The 22,114-nt window shown below is 67.6% G+C and carries 22 protein-coding genes; 11 read left to right on the forward strand and 11 right to left on the reverse strand.

Going from position 1 to position 22,114, the window contains the following annotated elements; all coding sequences use genetic code 11:
• Positions 1 to 28: 28 nt before the first annotated feature.
• Positions 29 to 934 carry a KPN_02809 family neutral zinc metallopeptidase gene (ypfJ, locus tag J1902_RS13855; RefSeq protein ID WP_207616902.1) on the reverse strand — a complete coding sequence of 302 codons (906 nt, stop codon included), beginning with the start codon at positions 932 to 934 and terminating at the stop codon, positions 29 to 31.
• A 61-nt stretch (positions 935 to 995) separates the two neighbouring features.
• Here ypfJ and J1902_RS13860 point away from each other — a divergent pair, with 61 nt between their 5' ends.
• The gene (locus J1902_RS13860; protein WP_207616903.1) at positions 996 to 2,387 is read left to right on the forward strand and encodes a class I adenylate-forming enzyme family protein; all 1,392 of its coding nucleotides are present in this window, start codon (positions 996 to 998) and stop codon (positions 2,385 to 2,387) included.
• Positions 2,359 to 3,594, forward strand: a complete 1,236-nt coding sequence (locus tag J1902_RS13865) for a thiolase family protein (protein ID WP_242702012.1) — start codon at positions 2,359 to 2,361, stop codon at positions 3,592 to 3,594. The genes J1902_RS13860 and J1902_RS13865 overlap by 29 nt, the downstream gene beginning before the upstream one ends.
• 45 nt (positions 3,595 to 3,639) lie before the next feature.
• Here the strand turns inward: J1902_RS13865 and J1902_RS13870 are convergent, their stop codons facing one another.
• From J1902_RS13870 to J1902_RS13880, 3 genes are read right to left on the reverse strand one after another with little or no spacing between them, the layout of a single operon-like run.
• The gene (locus J1902_RS13870; protein ID WP_207616905.1) at positions 3,640 to 4,263 is read right to left on the reverse strand and encodes an energy-coupling factor transporter transmembrane component T family protein; all 624 of its coding nucleotides are present in this window, start codon (positions 4,261 to 4,263) and stop codon (positions 3,640 to 3,642) included.
• On the reverse strand, positions 4,260 to 4,997 hold the full coding sequence (locus J1902_RS13875; RefSeq protein WP_207616906.1) for an energy-coupling factor ABC transporter ATP-binding protein: 738 nt from the start codon (positions 4,995 to 4,997) through the stop codon (positions 4,260 to 4,262). Before J1902_RS13875 ends, J1902_RS13870 begins: the two co-directional genes overlap by 4 nt.
• Before the next feature lie 33 nt (positions 4,998 to 5,030).
• Entirely contained in the window at positions 5,031 to 5,654 is a 624-nt protein-coding gene (locus tag J1902_RS13880) for a biotin transporter BioY (protein WP_207616907.1), read from the reverse strand.
• A 305-nt stretch (positions 5,655 to 5,959) separates the two neighbouring features.
• Between J1902_RS13880 and J1902_RS13885 the strand changes: the two genes are divergently transcribed.
• Positions 5,960 to 7,558: an ABC-F family ATP-binding cassette domain-containing protein gene (locus J1902_RS13885; protein ID WP_207616908.1), complete on the forward strand. Its 1,599-nt coding sequence runs from the start codon at positions 5,960 to 5,962 to the stop codon at positions 7,556 to 7,558.
• Between the two features lie 165 nt (positions 7,559 to 7,723).
• On the opposite strand, the gene J1902_RS13890 is transcribed toward J1902_RS13885, so the two are convergent.
• Genes J1902_RS13890 through J1902_RS13905 form a run of 4 tightly spaced genes read right to left on the reverse strand, consistent with a single transcriptional unit; the run spans position 7,724 to position 9,861 of the window.
• The gene (locus tag J1902_RS13890; RefSeq protein ID WP_207616909.1) at positions 7,724 to 8,191 is read right to left on the reverse strand and encodes a YbaK/EbsC family protein; all 468 of its coding nucleotides are present in this window, start codon (positions 8,189 to 8,191) and stop codon (positions 7,724 to 7,726) included.
• The gene (locus J1902_RS13895) at positions 8,192 to 9,055 is read right to left on the reverse strand and encodes an SURF1 family cytochrome oxidase biogenesis protein (protein WP_207616910.1); all 864 of its coding nucleotides are present in this window, start codon (positions 9,053 to 9,055) and stop codon (positions 8,192 to 8,194) included.
• Positions 9,056 to 9,355: a hypothetical protein gene (locus J1902_RS13900; protein ID WP_207616911.1), complete on the reverse strand. Its 300-nt coding sequence runs from the start codon at positions 9,353 to 9,355 to the stop codon at positions 9,056 to 9,058.
• Positions 9,352 to 9,861 (reverse strand): DUF3099 domain-containing protein, encoded by a 510-nt coding sequence (locus J1902_RS13905; protein ID WP_242702013.1) that lies wholly within the window; start codon positions 9,859 to 9,861, stop codon positions 9,352 to 9,354. The genes J1902_RS13900 and J1902_RS13905 overlap by 4 nt, the downstream gene beginning before the upstream one ends.
• Positions 9,862 to 10,017: 156 nt before the next feature.
• On the opposite strand from J1902_RS13905, the gene fabG reads away from it, so the two are divergent.
• A complete protein-coding gene (gene fabG, locus J1902_RS13910; protein WP_207616912.1) occupies positions 10,018 to 10,743 on the forward strand; it encodes a 3-oxoacyl-ACP reductase FabG in 726 nt (241 codons plus the stop codon).
• A gap of 138 nt (positions 10,744 to 10,881) precedes the next feature.
• Positions 10,882 to 11,634 carry an SDR family oxidoreductase gene (locus J1902_RS13915; RefSeq protein WP_207616913.1) on the forward strand — a complete coding sequence of 251 codons (753 nt, stop codon included), beginning with the start codon at positions 10,882 to 10,884 and terminating at the stop codon, positions 11,632 to 11,634.
• A gap of 58 nt (positions 11,635 to 11,692) precedes the next feature.
• Here the strand turns inward: J1902_RS13915 and serB are convergent, their stop codons facing one another.
• On the reverse strand, positions 11,693 to 12,586 hold the full coding sequence (gene serB, locus J1902_RS13920) for a phosphoserine phosphatase SerB (protein ID WP_207616914.1): 894 nt from the start codon (positions 12,584 to 12,586) through the stop codon (positions 11,693 to 11,695).
• A 111-nt stretch (positions 12,587 to 12,697) separates the two neighbouring features.
• On the opposite strand from serB, the gene J1902_RS13925 reads away from it, so the two are divergent.
• The 5 genes from J1902_RS13925 (at position 12,698) to lplAB (ending at position 16,707) form a co-directional block, all read left to right on the forward strand.
• Positions 12,698 to 13,483, forward strand: coding sequence for an ABC transporter ATP-binding protein (locus J1902_RS13925; protein ID WP_207616915.1), 786 nt, complete (start codon positions 12,698 to 12,700; stop codon positions 13,481 to 13,483).
• A gap of 16 nt (positions 13,484 to 13,499) precedes the next feature.
• On the forward strand, positions 13,500 to 14,285 hold the full coding sequence (locus J1902_RS13930; RefSeq protein WP_207616916.1) for a sulfite exporter TauE/SafE family protein: 786 nt from the start codon (positions 13,500 to 13,502) through the stop codon (positions 14,283 to 14,285).
• Between the two features lie 7 nt (positions 14,286 to 14,292).
• Positions 14,293 to 15,102: a TrmH family RNA methyltransferase gene (locus J1902_RS13935; protein WP_207616917.1), complete on the forward strand. Its 810-nt coding sequence runs from the start codon at positions 14,293 to 14,295 to the stop codon at positions 15,100 to 15,102.
• Positions 15,103 to 15,265: 163 nt separating this feature from the next.
• Positions 15,266 to 15,520: a type B 50S ribosomal protein L31 gene (locus J1902_RS13940; RefSeq protein ID WP_207616918.1), complete on the forward strand. Its 255-nt coding sequence runs from the start codon at positions 15,266 to 15,268 to the stop codon at positions 15,518 to 15,520.
• A gap of 89 nt (positions 15,521 to 15,609) precedes the next feature.
• Positions 15,610 to 16,707, forward strand: a complete 1,098-nt coding sequence (gene lplAB / locus J1902_RS13945; RefSeq protein ID WP_207616919.1) for a lipoate-protein ligase LplAB — start codon at positions 15,610 to 15,612, stop codon at positions 16,705 to 16,707.
• A gap of 23 nt (positions 16,708 to 16,730) precedes the next feature.
• Here the strand turns inward: lplAB and pepN are convergent, their stop codons facing one another.
• Together pepN and J1902_RS13955 are read right to left on the reverse strand one after the other, a co-directional pair.
• Complete coding sequence (gene pepN / locus J1902_RS13950) at positions 16,731 to 19,346, reverse strand: aminopeptidase N (protein WP_207616920.1); 2,616 nt, start codon at positions 19,344 to 19,346, stop codon at positions 16,731 to 16,733.
• A 4-nt stretch (positions 19,347 to 19,350) separates the two neighbouring features.
• Entirely contained in the window at positions 19,351 to 20,400 is a 1,050-nt protein-coding gene (locus tag J1902_RS13955; RefSeq protein ID WP_207616921.1) for a YeiH family protein, read from the reverse strand.
• Between the two features lie 112 nt (positions 20,401 to 20,512).
• Between J1902_RS13955 and J1902_RS13960 the strand changes: the two genes are divergently transcribed.
• Positions 20,513 to 22,069, forward strand: a complete 1,557-nt coding sequence (locus J1902_RS13960; RefSeq protein WP_207616922.1) for a circularly permuted type 2 ATP-grasp protein — start codon at positions 20,513 to 20,515, stop codon at positions 22,067 to 22,069.
• Positions 22,070 to 22,114 lie beyond the last annotated feature (45 nt).

Consider the following 22,114-nt stretch of genomic DNA (forward strand, 5'->3'; position numbering starts at 1 on the left):
GCCGTCGGCGTATCCGGGTCGTATCCGGCTAGGGTGCCGTCACCCCGAAGGTGTCGCACTTGTTGATATCGCCGATGCTGTAGCCGGTGTAGAACCACTTCTGCCGCTGGGCGCTGGAACCGTGCGTCCAGGATTCCGGGGACACCCGGCCCGTGGCGGCCGCCTGGATGCGGTCATCGCCCACGGCCTCGGCGGCGGACAGGGCGTCCTGCAGGTCCTTCTCGGTCAGCGGGTCCAGGAACGGCTGGCCGCTCTGCGGATCCTTCTGGGTGCTGGCGTAGCGGACCCAGAGCCCCGCATAGCAGTCAGCCTGAAGCTCAACACGCACGGCGCCCGACTGCGGCCCCTGGGGATCCTGCTGGGCGAGGTCGAGGTTGCCCAGGATGGCCTGGACGTGGTGTCCGAACTCATGGGCCACCACGTATTCCTGCGCGAGCGGCCCGCCGGAGGAGCCGAAACGGGTGACGAGTTCCTCGAAGAACCCGGGGTCGAAGTAGGCCGTGGTGTCCGCCGGGCAGTAGAACGGTCCCACCGCGGTGGAGGCTGGCCCGCATCCCGTGTTCGTGGCCTGGCTGAACAGCACTGTCTTGGGGCGTGGGTAGTCCACGTTGTAGCCGGCCAGGTACGCCGGCCAGAAATTGTTGAGGCTGTTGACTGTGCCGGTGATGCGGCAGTCCAGGCGCTGGTCGGCGTCGGCGCCCGTCTTGCATTCCTGGGTGCCGCCGCTGGAAACGCTGCTCCCGACGGCGGGCGGCTGGCTTCTGCCACCGGTCATGTCCCCCAGGATGTTCGGATTGATCCCGAAGAGCGCGAGCAGCAGCACCACGATGCCGCCGCCAATGCCTCCGCCGATCTTGGTTCCGCGCCGCATGCCACCGCCCCGGCGGTCCTCCACCTGGGATGGGTCCAGCTGGACCCCGTCATTGAAACTCATATCGCCACAATAGACGCCACGGAGCAGTCAGGACGGGAATGCGGCCGGTAAAATCAATCCAATGCCATTCCTGGACAAACTTCAGCTCTGGGCCGATGAGCGCCCCCACCACACCGCCGTCGTAGTGGGCAGCAGCCGGCTCAACTGGGGCGGTCTCCGCGACGCCGCAACGCAGCGGCTGAGCGCCACCACCGCCACCACCATCCTTGCCGAGCCCAATTCCCTGTCCTTCGTGGAGTCCTACACCGCGGCGGTTGCCGGCGAACGGCGCTGTGCCGTGCTGGACCCGCTGTGGCCGCAGGCCATGATCGACGACGTCCGGGACCGCATCGGCGGGCCTGCCGGCGAGGCGGGCGGGGAGTTGACGGACGGCGATCCGGCGTCGACGTTCCTGATCGGCCTCACCTCGGGAACCACCTCCGTTCCGAAGGCCTTCACCCGTTCCCGCCGCTCCTGGCAGGCGTCCTTCGAAGCTTCCATCGAGTTCTTCGGCCTGACGCCGCAGGACCGGACCCTCGCCCCGGGGCCGCTCTCGGCAAGCCTCAACCTGTACGCCCTGTCCGAGTGCCTCTACGCCGGGGCCGCGTTCCACACGCTGGAAACGTTCGACGTCGGCGAGGCCCATGCGGCCATCAGCCACGACGGCATCACCCGGCTCGTGCTGGCACCCACCATGCTGCGCCTGCTCAGCGAACGCGGCCTGGCTGGCGGCGTGGACGCCTCGGGCATCCACAGCATCATCTGCGCCGGCTCCAAGCTGGATGCCCGCACCCTCGAGGCAGCACGACGCTGGGCGCCGCACGCCGCTATTTTCGAGTACTATGGCGCCTCGGAACTCAGCTTCGTCTCGGGCACCCGGCTTGCCGCAGGGGAACCGCTCGACGCCGGCGGCACCGGCATCGGGAAGCCGTTCCCCGGCGTCGAGCTGAAGATCCTGGACGACTCCGGCGCGGAACTGGCCGACGGCGAACACGGCAACATCAGCGTCCGCAGCGGAATGATCAGCAACGGCTACCTGTGGGGCGACGACGGCCAGGCGCTGCGCTGCTTCGACGGCTGGTACACTGTGGGGGACCAGGGATACCTGGACAGCGGCGTCCTCCACATCCTGGGCCGCCGCTCGGACATGATCATCACCTCCGGCAAGAACGTCTACCCGCACGAGGTGGAGCTCGCGCTGGCCTCGGTCCCGGGGGTCGCGGCGGCCGTCGCCGCCGGTGCGGTGGACGACATCCGCGGACAGAAGGTGGTGGCAGGGGTGCTGCCCGCCTACGGGGCGGTCAGCGCTACGCAGCTCCGGACCGGGCTGGATGGGCTGCTGGCCCGCGACAAGCGGCCCCTGCAGTACTTTGTCCTGGCCGAACTGCCCATGACGGACCATGGCAAGGTCAGCCGGAAGGTCTTCCTCGACTGGATCAAGAACCATGACCCCCGGGTCAAGCCACTTGTCTAGCGCGAGCCCGGCGGCCAGCGCACGCCCGGGTTCTGACGCCGCATCGCGCCAGCCGGTCATCATCGCGGCGCTGCGCACCCCCATCTGCCGCGCCAACGGGCAGCTCAAGTCGCTGCGCGCCCACGATCTGCTGGCTCCCGTGCTGGCCGCGCTCCTGGACTCCGCCGGTATCGACGCGGCCGGGGTCAGCGACGTCGTCATCGGCAATGCCGTGGGCGGCGGCGGCAACGTGGCCAGGTTCGCGGCGCTCCAGGCCGGAATGCCCGCCAGCGTCCCGGGTCTCACCGTGGACCGGCAGTGCGGATCGGGCCTGGACGCGATTTCCCTGGCCGCGCGCCTAGTGGCTGCCGGCGGGGATCCGGTGTTCCTGGCCGGCGGGGTGGAAAGCATCAGCACCGCCCCGGCCCGGGCCAACCGCAGCGACGACGGCGGGTTGGAGTTTTACACGCGAGCCCGTTTCGTGCCGCCTTCCTTCGGGGACCCGGACATGGGAGTTGCCGCGGAAAATGTGGCCAGCGAATTTGGGGTGACCCGCCAGCGGCAGGACGAGTACGCCCTGCGCAGCCACGGCCGCGCCGTGGCTGCTGCTGCGGCCGGAGTGTTCGCCGGCGAAACCGTGCCGCTGGAGACGTCCGGCAAAACAGTCGCCTCCGACGACGGCCCCCGGGCCTCGCTGACACCGGCGCTCATGGCTCGCTTCCCGGCCGCCTTCGTGGCCGGCGGGACCGTCACCGCGGGGAACTCCTGCTTTGACGCCGACGCAGCCTCCGCCGTCGTCATCACGTCCCTCAAACGCGCCCGGGAGCTGGGTGCGGCAGACGGGCTGCTGGTTTTGGGCTGCGACACGGCAGGGGTGGACCCCACGCTGCTGGGTATCGGTGCCGCCGTGGCGGCGAATCGGCTCCTGGCGGCGCACGGCGTGGATGCGGCACAGCTCGACCTGGTGGAGTTCAATGAGGCCTTCGCCTCGCAGACGATCGCCTGCATGGATGCGCTGGGTATTGATCCCGCGCGGGCGAACGCCGACGGCGGAGCCCTCGCCTTTGGGCACGGTTACGGCGCGTCCGGGGCCGTGTTGGTGACCCGGTTGCTCGCGCAGGCCCGCGCGGCGCACAGTGCCACGGGGGCGGAGGGCCTCGCCCTGGCGATGATCAGCATCGCCGGCGGCATGGGCACCGCGGCCCTGCTGCGGTATTCGCGCCTCTGAGGCTGCCCTCAACAGATGCGTTGGGCGGGACCTACTTCAGCTGGCTCAGTCGCCGGCTTCGCCGAGGCCGCGGGCGGCCAGAGCGTCACCGGTCTGCCGGGCGTAGGCCACCGTGGTGATGAAGACCGGCAGGACCAATGCGCGTGGATTGCGTTCCAGGCCCCGGGCCCGCGCCGAATCCCTGACATCGGAGAAGGCACCGGCGATGAACGGGATGCTGCGCAGCATCACCGCGATGGTGAGGGCAAAGCGTTCGGGGTCGGCGCCGAAGCGTTTGAAGGGTCTGGCCAGGGACACCACACCATCCAGCAAGTCCTGCACCGGGGTGGTGGCCGTCAGCACGGAGGCCGCAACGACGCACACGAGAACGTTGAGCACGATCCGTGCCGCCGTGGGGCCGCCCAGCTGCCACCACTGGAACAGGCCGATGACAATAAGGATCGGCGCCACCATCCAGACCGCCCGCCACAAACGGCCTGCCCCGGCTCCGGTGAGCAGGAACAGACCGCACATCACGGCCAGCACCGCCGCGGACACGAGCCAGTCGACGATCAGGAACGAGGCCGTCCCGCAGCCGGCCACCAGGAGGAACTTCAGCCAGAGGGGCGTCCGGTGGATGACCGAGTTTCCGCGGACATAGTTGGCGATCAGGAAACCGTGGCCCCTCATGGCCTGTGCACGCCTTCAGAATCTGCTTCGAGCTCGGCGGCGCACAGCTCGCGGTACCGGTCCACGGCCTCGGCCGCTCCGCCGTCGAACACTATCCTGCCGTCATCAACCACCAGGACTCGGTCCATGTCCAGCGCGAGCTCGAGGTCGTGTGTGGACATGATGATCTGCTGCTCCAAACCGGCCAGGGTACGGCGCAGGAGTTCGCGGTTGCGCAGGTCCAGCAGGGTGGACGGCTCGTCGAGCACCAGAACCTTGGGATCCACCGCGAGGACGGCGCACAGCGCCAGGAGCTGGCGTTCGCCGCCGGAGAGCTCGTAGATGCTCTGGTCCGCCAAGCGCAGCAGCCCGAAACGATCCAGCACGGCCTCGGCACGGGCGGCACGTTCCCGGGAATTCCTGACCGAACGGCGCAGGGAAAGCTCCACGTCTTCACGGCCCGTAGGCATCACCAGTTGGGACAGGGGATCGGTGAACACGAATCCCACCTGGCTGCGGACGTGCCGCACCTCGGAGACGGTGCTGGATCCGTTGACCGTCACCGTCCCCTCGCTCGGCTCTGCCAGTCCGTTCAGGAGCCGCAGCAGGGTCGACTTGCCGGAGCCGTTGGCCCCGATGACGCCGATCCTGCGCTCTGTGAGCTCAAACGAGACGTCCTGCAGCAGGGTCTTGGCCGTGTGGCTGCCGTCGACCGCCACACGTACCGCGACCCCGCTGAAAATGATGGTGTTCATGTACCGATTGTTCCTGCTCCGGGCTGCCGCGCCCTAACGTACCTGCCGGACGCGGCGGACCAGCACGTCCGGGAACGCCTTGTGGAGCGACACGGCAATGACGGCAGCCAGGAGGCATTTCAGGATGTCGCCCGGGTAGTAGGGGAGGTCCGCCAGGAAGGCCTTGGTGAAGTCCAGCTTGCCGTTGACCATCATGCCCAGCACGCCCAGGCCGTGGACCAGGACAACGGTGCCCACCAGGGCGGCAAGGAACAGGAAGACCGTGCGGTACTTGACGGTCCTACGGATCACGACGCCGGCCAGCCAGCCCGCCGCGGCGGCGGCCAGCGGGAACCCGATGATGTAGCCGGCCGAGGGGGTGGCGAGGATGCCCAGGCCGCTGCGGCCGCCGCTGAAGATGGGCAACCCGGCCAGGCCCAGCAGAAGATAGAGCCCGACGGCGGCGAAACCGCGCCCGCCGCCCAGCACCAGGCCGGTCAGCACGACGGCGAGCAGCTGCAGGGTGATCGGGACGCCCAGGGCGCCGACGGGGATTCCGGGGATGAGCGCGGAACCGGCCACGAGGGCGGCGAAGACGGCGATTAATCCAAGGTCGGTGGCGCCCCAGCGGGTGCGGGAGGCCGTGCGCGGTGCGACTGCAGTGTCGGGCTGGCTCATGACGGGTCCTATCGGGAAGTGCTGTGATGTGGGTGTGGAATTGCGGGACTGCTCCCCTGATTCCGAGAATACGGAGGAACATGAGGGGACATTTTGGAGGGTCCCGACAATTTAGTCGCCGAGTATTTGCCGTCTGGGCACAAATGAGGCCCACGAGGCGGCCGTCCGGGGCTCCCGGCACGACGATGCTGGTCAGGTGCCGGGCAGCCGGTAGACTTGACTAGGCCGTTCTCATGGCCGAATCCGCCGCACATACCGGGCCAACCGGTTCAGTAGGCGTTCCCCGTTGAAAGGCATCACCCGAATTGATTACCGTCCAGGACCTTGAACTCCGCGCCGGCGCACGCCTGCTCATGGACCAGGTTAACTTCAGGGTGGACAAAGGGGACAAGATCGGGCTGGTCGGCCGAAACGGTGCCGGCAAGACCACTCTCACCCGGGTCCTCGCAGGCGAAGGCCTCCCGGCCGGCGGCAAGGTGACCCGCAGCGGCGAGATCGGCTACCTGCCCCAGGACCCCCGTACCCCGGACATGGAGCAGCTCGCGCGGGACCGCATCCTCTCCGCCCGCGGCCTGGACGTCGTCGTCGGCAAGCTCAAGAAGGCCCACGAGGAAATGGCCAGTGGCGACGCGGCCGTCCAGCGCAAGGCCATGAACCGCTACGACCGGCTCGAGTCCGAATTCCTGGCTGGCGGCGGCTACGCTGCCGAGGCTGAGGCCGCCGCGATCTCCTCCAACCTCGCATTGCCCGACCGGCTGCTCAACCAGCCGCTGAAGACCCTTTCCGGTGGCCAGCGCCGCCGTGTGGAGCTGGCGCGCATCTTGTACTCGGACGCCGAAACCCTGCTCCTCGACGAACCCACCAACCACCTCGACGCCGACTCCATCACCTGGCTGCGGGACTTCCTGAAGAACCACCAGGGTGGGCTGATCGTGATCAGCCACGACACGGAGCTGCTCGAGGCCACGGTTAACAAGGTGTACCTGCTGGACGCCAACCGCGCCCAGATCGACTACTACAACATGGACTGGAAGCGCTACGTGCTCCAGCGTGAAACGGACGAGCGCGCCCGCAAGCGCGAACGCGCCAACGCCGAGAAGAAGGCCCAGGTCCTGATCGACCAGGCCAACAAGATGCGTGCCAAGGCCACCAAGGCCGTCGCCGCCCAGAACATGGCCAAGCGCGCCGAGCGGCTCCTGAGCGGACTGGAGGCCGTGCGTGAAAACGACCGCGTGGCAGCCCTGCGTTTCCCGGATCCCTCACCCTGCGGCAAGACCCCGCTGACCGCCGAAGGCCTGAGCAAGTCCTACGGCTCGCTCGAGATCTTCACGGACGTGGACCTGGCCATCGACCGCGGCTCCAAGGTGGTCATCCTGGGTCTCAACGGTGCCGGCAAGACCACCCTGCTGCGCATGCTGGCCGGTGTCGACAAGCCGGACACCGGCGAGATCATCCCGGGCCACGGACTCAAGGTGGGCTACTACGCCCAGGAACACGAGACGCTCGATGTCGACCGCACGGTCCTGGAGAACATGCGTTCCTCCGCCCCGGACATGAAGGACGCCGAAGTCCGCGGCATCCTGGGTTCGTTCCTGTTCTCCGGCGACGACGTCGACAAGCCCGCCGGTGTGCTCTCCGGTGGTGAAAAGACCCGCCTGGCCCTCGCCACGATCGTGGCCTCCAGCGCCAATGTGCTGCTGCTCGACGAACCCACCAACAACCTCGACCCGGCCAGCCGCGCCGAGATCCTGGGCGCCCTGAAGAACTACAGCGGCGCCGTCGTCATGGTCAGCCACGACGAAGGAGCCGTCTCGGCACTGAACCCGGAGCGCGTGGTGCTGCTGCCGGACGGCGTCGAGGACCACTGGAACGAAGACTACCTGGACCTTATTACGCTGGCGTAGCCCGCCCGGGTGACTGCGTCCGCGCGCGCCGGACCCGCGTCCCGGGCTACCGGTGGCTGGGTCCGCGCCATCCGCCGCGTAATTTGCCGCGTGCTCGCTCGTGCCTCGCTTAGACGCACGCTACGCAAATCACCCGGCTGCTGGCGCTTGCGGTTTGGTGCCGGGTCAGCGGACCTGCAGGGGTTCCGCTCCGGTGATCCTGAGCAGGTCTTCGTAGCTGATGGAGAACATTGAATTGTGGTCTCCGGCGCCTGCCCAGAGGACGTCGTACTGTTCCAGCGAGGTGTCCAGGATGGTACGGATCGGGGTCGGGTGGCCTACGGGCGCTACGCCACCTACGGCCTGGCCTGTGTGTTCCAGGACGAATCTGGGGGAGGCACGCCGGATCTTGCTGGTGCCCAGGAGCCCGGCTACGAGTGCGGTGTCCACTTTTGCGGCGCCGCTGGCGAGGATCAGCAGCGGGCCGCCGTCGAGCTCGAATACCAGGCTGTTGGTGATGGCCGCGACATCGCAGCCCAGCACGGAAGCCGCGGCTGCCGCCGTCGGGACGGCAGCCTCGAAAATCCGGACGGTGTCCGCGGCGCCGGCCTGGGAGAGCGCGGCCTTCACGTTGAGTACAGGGGCGGGGATCATTCAGTATCCTTGGGCATCCAGGATCGCGTCTTCCTCTTCTTCGGACGTGGGCCGCTTGCCCTTACGTGCCGGCGGCGTCCGGCGGCGCGGTGGCCCACCCGCAGCAAGGATTTCCTCGTCGTCATCTTCGGCGTCGATGGCCGCGTTGCGGGCCTGCTGGCGTGCCGCGTAGCCGAAGCCGATGAACATCAGGACGCCGAAGGCGAACCACTGCAGCGAGTAGGACAGGTGCGTGCCCTCTTCCGTGGCCGGCTTGGGGAACGCCACCGGCATCGGCTGCACGGCCGGACTTTCGCTGGCGAGCTGGCCATAGGCGCCCGTCTGCAGGGGATAGTCCAGTTCGGATGCGAAGCCGGGCAGGTCGATCGACGCAAGCTGGCCGTCGACGGCGCCGCGGTCCAGCTTCGGTTCGGACGGTTTGAGGCGGGCGACCACGGTGACCTCGCCCACGGGCGGTGCCGGCACGACGTCGGGATGTCCCGGTGTGTTGTTGCCGATCGGCAGCCAGCCGCGGTCGATCACCACCGCCTCGCCGGTGGCAAGGCGGAAGGGAACCACGACGTCGTAGCCCGGCTGGCCGTTGAGCGGCCGGTTCCGTACAACGCGCTGTCCGTCGACGTCATAGTGCCCGCGGAGCTCCACCTGGGTCCATTCGCGTTCCGGATCAAGGGTGGCGAACTGCTCCTTGATGTCGGCGAAGGGCACGGGAGTGGCCGAATAGTTGCTGACCACGCGGTTGATTTCGGCGAGCGTCTCGGCCCGGCGGTCCATCTGCCAACGGCCCAGGAAGACACAGGCCGTGGCGAAGATGAGCGCCAGCACGAAGTAACCCAGCCATTTGCTGGAGAAGAGAAAACGGTACATTCAGCCGGCCCCGCCCGTGCCGGTGATCGCGTCTGTCCCGGCCACGGCGTCGAAGGGGATCGTTTCCTTCCAGAGGTCCCGCGTCTGCAGGTAGTCCTCCAGCCATTCCCGGTGCTCCTGGCACGCGAGCCAAACCTTGCGGCGTTCGGGGGTGTGGATGCGGGGGTTGTTCCACAGCAGCTGCCAGTCCGCGCCGGAGCGGCAGCCCTTGCGGGAGCACAGGGCTTCGGCAGGGGTGCCGGGCGCGCGCCCGGTCTCCCGGCTGCCCGGTCCCAGGCCGCCAAGGTTGAAGATGTTCATGAAGCTGCCCGTTCCTCGCCGCTGTCAGTGTCCTGGTGTGTGCCGGACTGGTTTGTGCCCCGCCCGTCCGTGTCCGCGCTGCCGGAGGGATCGTCGTCGACGAGTTCGCCCTCCAACACGGTCACCGGAGGGGTCTCAGGTGGTGCCGCCGTCGTCGAGCCTTCAATTTCGACCGCCGGAACGTAGTCCAGCAGGGCATCGCTGTGGACCTCCGCCTTGTCGCTTCCGTTCGCGATGACCACCGCGATCCAGGGCAGGAACACGGCGCCCGCCACGGCGATGATCTTGAACCAGCCATCCACCACGAAGATCAGGATGATGCACACCATGCGGATGCCCATGGCCACGGCGTACTTGATCATGCGGTCCCGCATGTCGTCCGAGTGGGCGGCCGCGGCGTCGGTGATGCTGTGGACTTCGGGGTCACTCGAGACCGCGTCCGGATCCCCGGGCACTTGCTGCAGGGGACTGTTCTCTCGTGTCACGGCTGAATCATCACGCTCCAAAAAGGCTCCCCTCAATTCTCTCACCAAGGGCCGGGCCACCCAAACCACGCGGGACGCGGCTACCGGCACGTTGCCATTGCTGGCGGCTAAGATCAAAGGCAGGAAAATCCCTCTTTCACCGCGGCACAAGCATGCCGCAGAATCCGGAGCCACAGCATGTCTGAAGCAGTATCCACCGGCCGCAGCGTCCTCATCACCGGCGGCAACCGCGGTATCGGCCTGGCCATCGCGGAGTCCTTCCTCGCCAACGGTGACAAGGTGGCGGTGACGTACCGCAGCGAATCCGAACTCCCGGAGGGCATCCTGGGCGTCCAGGCCGACGTCACGGACGAAGCTTCGCTGGACGCCGCCTTCAAGATCGTCGAAGAGGCACACGGCCCGGTGCAGGTCCTCGTGGCCAACGCCGGCATCACCAAGGACACCCTGCTGCTGCGCATGAGCGAGGACGATTTCGCCTCGGTCATCGACACCAACCTGACCGGCGCCTTCCGCGTCATCAAGCGCGCCTCCAAGGGAATGATCCGCCTGCGCAAGGGCCGCGTGGTCCTGATCTCCTCGGTCTCCGGCCTCTACGGCGCCCCCGGACAGATTAACTACTCGGCCTCCAAGGCAGGCATGGTGGGCATTGCCCGCTCCCTGACCCGCGAACTGGGCAGCCGCGGCATCACAGCCAATGTGGTGGCGCCGGGCTTCATCAACACGGACATGACGGCGGCCCTTCCCGAGGAAACCCAGAAGGCCTACCTGGCCAGCGTGCCGGCGGCCCGCTTCGCCGAGGCCTCCGAGGTCGCCAACGTGGTCCGCTGGATCGCCAGCGACGAGGCCGCCTACATCTCCGGCGCGGTCATCCCGGTCGACGGCGGCCTGGGAATGGGCCACTAGGGCCTTTCCCGGCACCGGCGGCCAACCAGGCCGCCAGGCGTTTTTTGTGGGTCACGGACAAAGGGAAACCCCATGCCCGCTGGCATGATGGTTCCTGAACCCACAGTATTTTGGATGTTTTGAACAAAAGGAGCTCGAATGGGACTGCTGGACAACAAGACCGCGATCGTCACCGGTTCTTCACGCGGAATCGGCGCTGAGGTAGCCAAGATCCTCGCAGGCGAGGGTGCTGCCGTCGTCGTCAACTACCGCCAGAAGGCGCCCCGCGCCAACAAGGTGGTGGCGGACATCCAGGCCGCCGGCGGCCGCGCCGCAGCAGTGGGCGCGGACCTCACCACTGCGGAGGGCGTGCACGCCCTAGCCAGCACCGCCATGGAGGAATTCGGTTCCCTCGACGTCCTGGTGCTCAACGCATCAGGCGGCATGGAATCGGGCATGGAGGCGGACTACGCGCTCAAGCTGAACCGCGACGCCCAGATCAACATGCTCAACGCTGCCGTCCCGCTCATGCGGGAAGGCTCCCGGGTGGTCTTCGTCACCAGCCACCAGGCACACTTCGTGGACACCGTGCCCACCATGCCCGAATACGAGCCCGTTGCCCGCAGCAAGCGCGCCGGCGAGGTGGCGCTGCGTGAGCTGCTCCCCAACCTGGCCGAGAAGGGCATCTCGCTCGTGGTGGTGTCCGGCGACATGATCGAAGGCACCGTCACGGCCACGCTCCTGGACCGCTCCAACCCGGGCGCTATCGAGGCCCGCCGCGCCGAGGCCGGCAAGCTCTACTCGGTGGAAGAGTTCGCCGCGGAGGTCGCCAAGATGGTGACCGCCGACGTCGAGTCCGGCCACACCGAGTACGTCGGCGGCGCAGACTACTTCGGCAAGACCGCCGAGTAACAGTCTGCAAACAGCAGCGGCCAGGGAGAAGATCTCCCTGGCCGCTTGTGTTTGAGGACTAGACGTTGGCGATATGCCGGACGGCGTCCAGGTACGGCATGTTGATGGCGGCATCAGCCACGGCACGGACAGCCGGTTTGGCGTTGAATGCGATCCCGATCCCTGCCGCTCCCAGCATGTCGAGGTCGTTGGCGCCGTCGCCGACGGCGATGCTGTGCTCCAGGCTGATGCCCTCGGTGGCAGCCCACTCGCGGAGGTACTTTTCCTTGGCGGCACGGTCGATCACGGCGCCGAGGACCTTGCCGGTCAGGACGCCGTCGACGATTTCCAGCTCGTTGGCGATCCAGTAGTCCAGGCCGAGCTCACCGGCGATCGGGCCAAGGATCTGGTTGAAGCCACCCGAGACGACGGCCACCACGTGGCCCGCGGCCTTGAATGCGGCGACCAACTCGGCCGCGCCCAGGCTGAGGCGGACTTCCTCGCGCACGGAGTCGACGACGGCGGCGGGCAGCCCGGCCAACACGGCCACGCGGGCGTGCAGGCTCTGGGCGAAGTCCAGTTCGCCGCGCATGGCGGCCTCGGTGACGGCGGCGACTTCTTCGCGCTTGCCGGCGTGGGCGGCAAGGAGTTCGATGACTTCCTGCTGGATGAGGGTGGAATCGACATCCATGATGAGGAGCTTGCGGGGGGCCTCGCGCAGGCCGGTAGGAACGATCGCGGTGTCCACGCCCTCGCCCGCGGCGTCCGCCACCCGGCGTCGGATCCCGGCGAGGTCCGCAGCGGTGCCGCCCTCCACGGCCAGGCCGATCGTGCAGACCCCGAAGCGCTCATCGCCGGAGCGGGCCTCGGACGTGAAGGACGCTCCCACATCGGAGAGCACCTTGCGCAGGTGTTCCAGCTCCACAGGGGACAAATTCACGCCATAGCTGACCGCAGCCAAGTTCGAAGTCATGCCCCCAATCCTATCGAGCGCGGCACGCCGCCCCGAATTCGTTTCGCGGCCTGCCGGCACCGCCCGATCCGGTTATCAGTCACGCTGCTTTTTGTCCTAGTGTCTACTCCTATGAGTGATGTTCTTGAATTGGCTTCCGTCAGCGTTGTCCGAGGTACCAAGACCCTGCTGGACAAGGTGGACTGGCAGGTCAATGAAGGCGAACGCTGGGTCATCCTCGGCCCCAACGGAGCCGGCAAGACCACTCTGCTCCAGATTGCCGCGGCCCGCCTGCACCCGAGTTCCGGCACGGCCGGCATCCTCGACGAGACGCTGGGCCGCGTGGACGTTTTTGAGTTGCGCCCCCGCATCGGCCTGTCCTCTGCCGCGCTGGCCACCCAGATTCCCGAGCACGAAAAGGTGCTCAACGTGGTGGTGACCGCCGCGTACGGCGTCACCGGCCGCTGGCGCGAAGGCTACGAACGCGACGACGAACGCCGCGCCTTCGGCCTGCTCAACGAGTGGGGGATGGGCCCGCTCCTGAACCGCTCCTTCGCTTCCCTGTCCGAAGGCGAACGCAAGCGAGTCCAGATTGCCCGCGCCCTCATGACGGACCCTGAACTCCTCCTGCTCGACGAGCCGGCAGCCGGCCTGGACCTGGGCGGCCGCGAGGAACTCGTGCACCGGCTCAGCGAACTGGCCCACGACGAGGACGCTCCCGCCATGGTCCTGGTCACCCACCACCTGGAGGAAGTCCCGCCGGGCTTCACCCACGCGATGCTCCTGCGCGACGGCGGCGTGGTGGCCGCCGGCCCCATCGGCGACGTCCTCACAACCGACCACCTCAGCACCACCTTCGGGCTGCCCCTGGACGTAACGGAGAACTCCGGCCGGTACACGGCCACCGCCCGCCGCTGAGCGGCGCCGGCCTCCTGTGGAGATCCTCAACGGCGTCATTATTTTCTTTGCCGGCCTGTGGGCCGGGACCATCAACAGCGTGGTCGGCTCCGGCACCCTGGTGACCTTCCCCGTGCTGATCGCCCTGGGCTATGCGCCCGTCACCGCCTCGATCAGCAACGCCATGGGCCTGGTGGCCGGGAACGCCTCCGGGGCCTGGGGCTACCGGCATGAACTCAAGGGCCGCGGCCGCCAGCTGCTGCGCCTGCTGCCTGCCTCGGTCCTGGGCGGCATCACCGGGGCGTGGCTTCTGCTGCACCTGCCGGAGAAGGTATTCCACTATGCCGCGCCTGTCCTGATCGTGCTCGCACTGCTCATGGTGGTTTTCCAGCCAAAACTGCAGCAGTGGGTCCGTGACCGCGCCGAAAACCCGGAGCACGCCCTGCAGGACAAACGCCACGGTGCCATCCTGGTGCTCCTCGTCTTCCTGGCCGGAATCTACGGTGGCTACTTCGTCGCCGCCCAGGGCATCCTGCTGGTCGGCATCCTGGGCGTCTTCATGACCGGGACCATCCAGAACGCCAATGCCGTGAAGAACATCCTGGTGCTGGCCGTCAACATCGTGGCTGCAAGTTCTTACCTGATTTTTGCGTTCGGCCGGATTGAATGGCCCGTGGTGGGACTCATCGCCGTCAGCTCCCTCATCGGCGGCGTGATCGGTTCCAAAGTGGGCCGGCGCCTCAAGCCCGTGGCGCTCAGAACGGTGATCTTCGCCCTGGGCCTGGTGGCCCTCGGCTTCATGATCGCCAATCTGCTGAAATAATCACCGGGTGACGTTCCACTACCTCGAAACCGCCGATGACCCGCGCGTGGCCGACTACACCCGGCTGACCGACGTGCACCTGCGCAAGCTCCGTGAGCCCGAAGAAGGCATGTACATCGCCGAGTCCTCCCGTGTGCTCCGCCGGGCCCTCGCCGCCGGACACCGGCCCCGGTCCTTCTTCCTCGCCGAGAAGTGGCTGGAAGACCTCGACGACGTCTTCCGGGATTTCCCGGACGTCCCGGTCTACATCGGCAAAGCCCAGCTGCTCGAGGAGATCACCGGCTTCCACCTGCACCGCGGCGCCATGGCGGCCATGCACCGCCCGGCCCCCGTGCCGCTCGAAGAATTGCTGGCCGGTGCGCAGCGGGTCGCCGTGCTGGAGGACATCGTCGACCACACCAACGTCGGCGCCATCTTCCGTTCCGCCGCAGCCCTCGGCGTGGATGCCGTGCTGGTCTCGCCGCGGTGCGGGGACCCCTTGTACCGGCGCAGCGTGCGCGTCAGCATGGGCACGGTCTTCCAGGTCCCGTGGGCGCGGCTGGAAAGCTGGCCCGGTGACCTGGAGCAGCTCAAGAAGCAGGGCTTCACGCTAGCCGCCATGGAACTCACGGACGATGCCGTGGACCTCGACGAGCTCGCCGCCCGGAAGATCCCCAGGCTCGCCCTGGTGCTCGGCACCGAAGGCGCCGGCATGAGCGCGGAGACTCTCGCCGCCGTCGACCTCGCCGTCAAGATCCCCATGCGCGCCGGCGTCGATTCCCTCAACGTGGCCGCTGCCTCGGCCGTGGCGTTCTGGGAACTGCGGCCGCGGGACTAACCTCGCCGCGCCGGCCGGCGGGAAGTTCATGGGGCAGGGGCGTTTCCGGTATGATTGATTGTTGGCCCGGCACCTGGCATTCGTTCTGAATGGCAGAGACGGGACCACTCCCATTCATACCTGGCAGCTGGCAAAATCCAGTTGCGTGAACAAAGGTCCCATTATGAAGTCTGATATCCACCCGAAGTACGAAGCTGTTGTTTTCAACGACCTGGCTTCCGGCGTTAAGTTCCTGACCAAGTCCACCGTGTCTTCCTCGAAGACCATCGAGTGGGAAGACGGCAACACCTACCCGGTTATCGACGTCGAAATCTCTTCGGAGTCCCACCCGTTCTACACGGGCAAGCAGCGCATCATGGACTCCGCAGGCCGTGTCGAGCGCTTCAACGCTCGCTTCGCGGGCTTCGGCAAGAAGTAACACACTTCACCCACAGCGTTTCGCGAATGCCCGCATTGCTGGATTCTCCGGCAATGCGGGCATTCGTGTTTTCCGGCAAGATGGAACGCATGACGTCCGACTCCAGCGCACCTCTCCGGCCCGACGACGGTACCCGCCTCCACGGCGAATACAAGGTCCCCGGCGGGAAGCTGGTGGTGGTGGACCTCGACGTCGTTGACGGGCACCTGGCCGGAGTCTCGGTCAGCGGGGACTTCTTCCTCGAACCGGACGAGGCCCTGCTGGACATCAACCGCGCGCTCACCGGCCTTCCGGAGTCCGCCGCCGCGGCCGACATCTCCGCCGCCGTCACCGCGGCCCTTCCCGCCGACGCCGTGCTGTTCGGCTTCTCTGCCGACGCCGTCGCCGTGGCTGTCCGACGGGCCCTGTCCCGGGCGAGCGGCTGGGCGGACCACCAGTGGGAAATCATCCCGCCGTCGGTGCTGCCCACGCATGTCAATGTGGCCCTCGACGAGGTCCTCACGGAGGAAGTCGGCTCGGGCCGGCGCAACCCCACCCTCCGCTTCTGGGATTGGGAGGAGCCATCCGTGGTGATCGGCAGTTTCCAATCCGTCCGCAACGAGGTGGACCCCGACGGCGTGTCCCGGCACGGCATCACCGTGGTCCGGCGCATCAGCGGGGGCGGCGCCATGTTCATGGAGGCCGGGAACTGCATCACGTACTCGCTCTACCTGCCGCAGACGCTTGTGGACGGCATCAGCTTCGCCGATTCTTACGCCTTCCTGGACGCCTGGGTCATGGCGGCACTGGAGAAGCTGGGCATCAAGGCCTTCTACGTCCCGCTCAACGATATCGTCACAGACCAGGGCAAGATCGGCGGGGCAGCGCAGAAGAGGCTCGCTAACGGCGGCATGCTCCACCACGTGACCATGAGCTACGACATCGACGCCGACAAGATGGTTGACGTCCTGCGCATCGGCAAGGAAAAGCTCTCGGATAAGGGCACCCGCAGCGCCAAAAAGCGCGTGGACCCGCTGCGCCGCCATACCGGCCTGGCGCGGACCGAGATCATCGCGGCCATGCAGGAGGTCTTTGTGGAGCGCTACGGGGCCGTGGAGTCCAGCGTGTCGGAAGCCGAACTGGCCATCGCCAAGGAGCGCGTGGCCGCCAAGTTCGGCACCGAGGAGTGGCTGAACCGGGTTCCCTGAACTGCCAGTTAACGGACGGGCCTTCAGTGAACGGCCACCCCGGCAGCCTGCGCCGTGAGGGCACGGAGCAGGTGGCTGCGCTGTTCGATGATGATGCGCCGCAGGGCCCGCGGCGCCTCGGTCCGGGCTGCCAGCCACTCGTCGCTTTGCCGCAGCACGGGGTGCTCCAGCGGCGCCATGCCCTCGGCCAGGTCCTGGCCCTCCGGGAACAGTCCCCGCACGATCCTGCCGGCGATTTCGATGCTGCGCTCCGCCCAGATCCGCTCCAGGCAGTCGAAGTACGGCCTCGTGTAGGGCTCCAGCAGTTCGGCTGGGCCTGTGGCGAACCCTGCGATGGTGGCGCTCAGGATCTCGTTGGAGAGCGACGTGCCGTTGACCGCGGCTTCCCATGCTGCGGCCTTGACGGCGGCGTCCGGGCGGGCTGCCGAGGCCGTGGCATGCCCTTCGCGGCCCGCGGCCGTGTTGTCGTCTGCCAGTTCGGCGTCGAGCGCGTCCTGGGTGGCAGCGCCGTTGGCCGCCAGCGCCTGCCAGAGGCTCCAGCGCAGTTCCGCGTCAACGGCCAGGCCAGGGATGACGGTGCTGCCGTCCAGTATTCCGCGCACGAGTGCCAGCTCGGCGGCGTCGTGCCGGGAAACATCCGCAACGGTCCGCGCCCAGGCGAGCTGCTGGTCGGATCCCGCTTCGGCCGTCCGCAGCTGCCGCGCCGCGACGGCAAGGAAACCGCTGCGGACCGTGCCGCGGGCGTGGGCCGGGACATAGCGCTCGACGGCGGTGGCGGCGTTTCCGAGTACGTTCACCAGCACGCCGATCCCGGTCTCCGCCGGGGCGAACTGCTCGACTGCGAACACGTACAGTTCGGCAGGTGTGACGCCGTCGCGCGCCGAATCCCAGAGGGCCGTCCAGCACAGGGCGCGTGCCATCGGGTCGGTGATACGGTCCAGCGAGGCCCGCACGGTGGCCTCGGACGTGGCGTCGAGCCTGACCTTGGCGTAGCTGAGGTCCTCGTCGTTGACGAGCAGGAGGGCCGGCCGTGGCTGCCCAGCCAGGGCGGCCACCAGCGTCGCCGCGCCCGAGACATCGGCGTCGACGCTCCCGGTCCGGAGCAGTGCTCCTGCGGAGTCAAAGTCGTACAGCCCGATCCGCAGCCGGTGCGGCCGGTGCTCCTGCCTGCCCGTGAGGGGATCCACGGAGTCCTGCTCGAGGATCACGGCGCCCATCACGCCGTCGTCGTCGGTGACGGTGGCCGTGAGGGTGGAAATCCCGGAGGTCTGCAGCCATTGCCCGGCCCATTCGCCCAGATCCCGGCCCGAGGCGGCGCTGAGTGCGGACAGGAGGTCCTGCAGCGAGGTGTTGCCGAATTCGTGGTCGCGGAAGTACTGCCGGGACCCTTCGATGAACGGCTCGAAGCCCACATAGGCCACCAACTGCTTGAGCACCGAGGCGCCCTTGGCGTAGGTGATGCCGTCAAAGTTCTGCTTGGCGGCTTCGAGATCCGGGATGTCGGCCACGATCGGGTGGGTGGTGGGCAGTTGGTCCTGGAGATACGCCCACGCCTTGCGCTTGTTGGCGAAGTTCACCCAGGCGCTGTTCCAGTCGGTGGCCTTGTCCACGCCCAGGGTGCCCATGTAGTCGGCGAAGGACTCCTTGAGCCACAGATCATCCCACCAGCCCATGGTGACGAGGTCGCCGAACCACATGTGCGCCATCTCGTGCATCAGCGTGTTGGCGCGGGCCTGGTACTGCGCATCCGTGGCACGGGAGGCGAAGACGTACTTTTCGGTGAAGGTCACCAGGCCCGGGTTTTCCATGGCGCCGAGGTTGTACTCGGGCACGAAGGCCTGGTCATATTTGCCCCAGGGGTAGGGGTAGTCGAAGAGCTCGTTGAAGAAGTACAGGCCGTTCCTGGTCAGCCGGAAGAGCTCCTCGGCGTCGAAGGAGTCCCGCATCGAGGCCCGGCAGTAGAGTGCCAGCGGCACGTCCAGGGTCCTGCCGTCGTCGAGCGTCTTGCTCCAGCGCGATTCGGCTTTGAAGTAGGGTCCGGCGAGCACGGTGGTGATGTAGGTGGACATCCTCTTGGTGGTGGCAAAGTCCCAGCGGCTGGCCGCCGGGTCCTCGGCCAGGACCGTGCGTGCCGCCTCGGCGCCGTTGGATGCCACGTGCCAGCCTGTGGGGGCGGTGACGTGGAACGTGAACTCCGCTTTGAGGTCCGGCTGCTCGAAGTTGGCGAAGACGCGGCGGGCGTCGGCGGGCTCGTACTGCGTGTAGAGGTAGCACTGGCCGTCGGCCGGGTCCACGAAGCGGTGCAGGCCCTCGCCGGAGCGGCTGTAGAGCGCGGTGCCCGTGACCGTCACCTCGTTCTCGGCCTGCAGCCTCCCCAGGAGGATCCGCCCGCGGTCCACCGCCCGTGCAAGGTCCAGCTCCATGCCGTTGAGGACCACGCTGTGCACACCGCCTCCGATGAAGTCCAGGAAGGTGGACGAGCCGGGTTCCGCGGCGAAGGCGATGGTGCTGGTGCTGTTGTAGCCTGCGACGGCGGGATCTGCCGCCTGCCGCACGTCCAGGGAGACGTCGTAGCGGTGTGTGCTGATCAGGGCTGAACGGGCAGCGGCTTCATCGCGCGAGAGGTTGTGATTCGACACACAGCTATCTAATCATGATCCAGACGGCGCCCAGTCCCAGGACTGCGATGAGCAGCCAGGACCCCAAGGCGAGCAGCAAGGCCCGGCCTCCGGTGTGCAGCAGTGTGCGGACGCGCACGGCCGAACCGAGTCCGAACAATGCTGCTGCCAGGAGCAGGTCCTGCACCCCGCCGGCGGCCTCGAGAGCCGCCGGGGACGCCCAACCCAGCGAGCGGACGCCCACCATGGCCATGAAGCCGAGCACGAACAGCGGCACCACCGGCGGGAAGGTGCGGCGGGTGTCCGGCCCGCCGGCCGCGAGGCTGTCGGCCTGCTCGCTGCGGTGCGCGAGCCGTTGCTGGACCCCCGCCGCCGCGGTGATGGGGGCCAGCAGGATCACCCTCGTCAGCTTGACGACTACGGCGATGCCGAGCGCCGCGGTGCCGGCAGTCTGCGCTGTGGCCACCACCTGGCCGACGTCGTGCACCGAGGCTCCGGTCCACGCGCCGAAGCGCTCCGGGGTGAGTCCGAGGGGGTGCATGAGGAGCGGGAGCACCCCGATGGCAAGCGTCCCGCACAGGGTGACGAGGGCCACGGGCAGCACGGTGTCCTGGTGCCTGATGCGGCGCACGGCAGCCATGGCGCCGATGGCCGAGGCGCCGCAGATCGAGAATCCGGTGGCGATCAGCAGCGCTGTTTCGCTGGGCAGGCGCAGCAGCCGGGCCATGCCGTACGTGCCGGTGAAGCTGGCCAGCACCACGCCGGTGATCAGCAGCAGCGAGATCCAGCCCAGGCCGAGCACATCCACCATGCTGACCTTCAGTCCGAGCAGCACGATGCCGGCCCGCATGAGGTGCTTGCCGGCGAAGTCCAGGCCGGGGCGGGCGCGCCCTGCAGTCCACACGGCTGTGCCCGGTATATTTGCTGAGAGCAAGCCCAAAGCAACAGCTGCCGTCATGGCCGGCAGCACGGGCAGCAGGGCATGGATAGTGAAGGCCAGTCCTGTTGCCGCGACGGCCAAGACCAGCCCGGGCCCCAACCGGGCCAGCGGTCTGAAGTACCTGTTGAACGGCATGCTCCAACCCTGCCCGATGACGGCCGGAAAATGCGAACCGGTGAGCACCCGGACCCCGCAACACAATGAGTGCGTAATGCGTTCGAATCAAAAAGGTGATTGTCTAATTCCCATGTCTGAGCTATTCCAGGGTTACTCCGAGGCCGCGGCCCGCAGCGGTGCCTACGACGAGATGTTTGCTCCCGGCCAACTGGCCCGAAAATCGTACGGCCAGGTGGCCGGTGCCCTCAGTGAGCTGTCCCTGGCGGATGTCACCGCCCGGGCCGACTCCATGGCGCGGACGTTCCTGGACCGTGGCGTGACCTTCGACTACGCAGGGGAGGAGCGGCCGTTTCCCCTGGACATCGTGCCGCGGGTGATCCCGGCCGATGAATGGGACGTCCTGGAACGTGGCGTCGCCCAGCGTGTCCATGCGCTCGAGGCGTTCCTGAACGACGTCTACGGCCGCATGTCGGTGGTCTCCGACGGCGTGATTCCCCGGCAGTTGGTCACCACCAGCGCCCACTTCCACCGGGCCGTGCACGGCTTCGAACCGGCCGGCGGCGTCCGCGTGCATGTGTCCGGCATCGACGTCGTCCGTGACTCCGCTGGCACGTTCCGGGTCCTTGAGGACAACGTCCGGGTCCCCTCGGGGGTCAGCTACGTGCTGGAGAACCGCCAGGCCATGGCCAAGGGCCTGCCGGAGGCCTTTGGCCAGCAGCACATCCGCCCTGTGGAGGAATACCCGCGCCGGCTCCTGTCCGCGTTGCGCAAAACCGCGCCGTCCGGCGTCGACGATCCCACGGTCGTCGTCCTGACCCCTGGCGTCTTCAACAGCGCCTACTTCGAGCACACCCTGCTGGCAGGGCTCATGGGCGTGGAACTCGTGGAGGGCCGCGACCTCATCTGCCGCGGAAACCGTGTGTACATGCGCACCACGGCCGGCGAGCAGCGCGTGGACGTCATCTACAAGCGCATCGACGACGACTTCCTGGATCCGCTGCAGTTCCGCTCCGATTCGATGCTCGGCTGCCCGGGCCTGGTCAACGCCGCCCGGGCCGGTGGCGTCACCATCGCCAATGCCGTGGGCAACGGCGTTGCCGACGACAAGCTCGTGTACAGTTACGTGCCGGACCTCATCCGGTACTACCTGCACGAGGAGCCCGTGATCGCCAACGTCGATACGTTCCGGCTTGAGGAAAAGGAAGCCCGGGAACACGTGCTGGACCGTCTGGAAGAACTCGTGGTCAAACCCGTGGACGGCTCCGGCGGCAAGGGACTGGTGATCGGACCGGACGCCTCCAAGGAAGAACTCGATGCCCTGCGCAAGCGTGTGATCGCCGATCCGCGCGGCTGGATCGCGCAGCCGGTGCTGCAGCTGTCCACGGTGCCCACCCTGTCTGGAGACCGTTTCGGCCCGCGCCACGTGGACCTGCGGCCGTTCGCGGTCAACGACGGCGACGACGTCTGGGTCCTGCCCGGCGGACTCACCCGCGTGGCCCTCAAGGAGGGCTCGCTGATCGTGAATTCCAGCCAGGGCGGCGGCTCCAAGGACACCTGGGTCCTTGCGGACACCCCGCAGCTTCCCGCCGAGGCGCTGCCACGCCAGACGGTCACCGTCCGCGAACAGGTCTCAGTCTGGCCCGTGGAAAGCAACTGGCGTGACCGCCAGACGGACCAGCAGCAGTGACCGCGGTATGGCCGCAACGCAAACCATTGAACGTCGACCCGCAGG

It is taken from the genome of Arthrobacter cavernae, from assembly GCF_017368795.1.
Taxonomy (GTDB): Bacteria; Actinomycetota; Actinomycetes; order Actinomycetales; family Micrococcaceae; genus Arthrobacter; species Arthrobacter cavernae.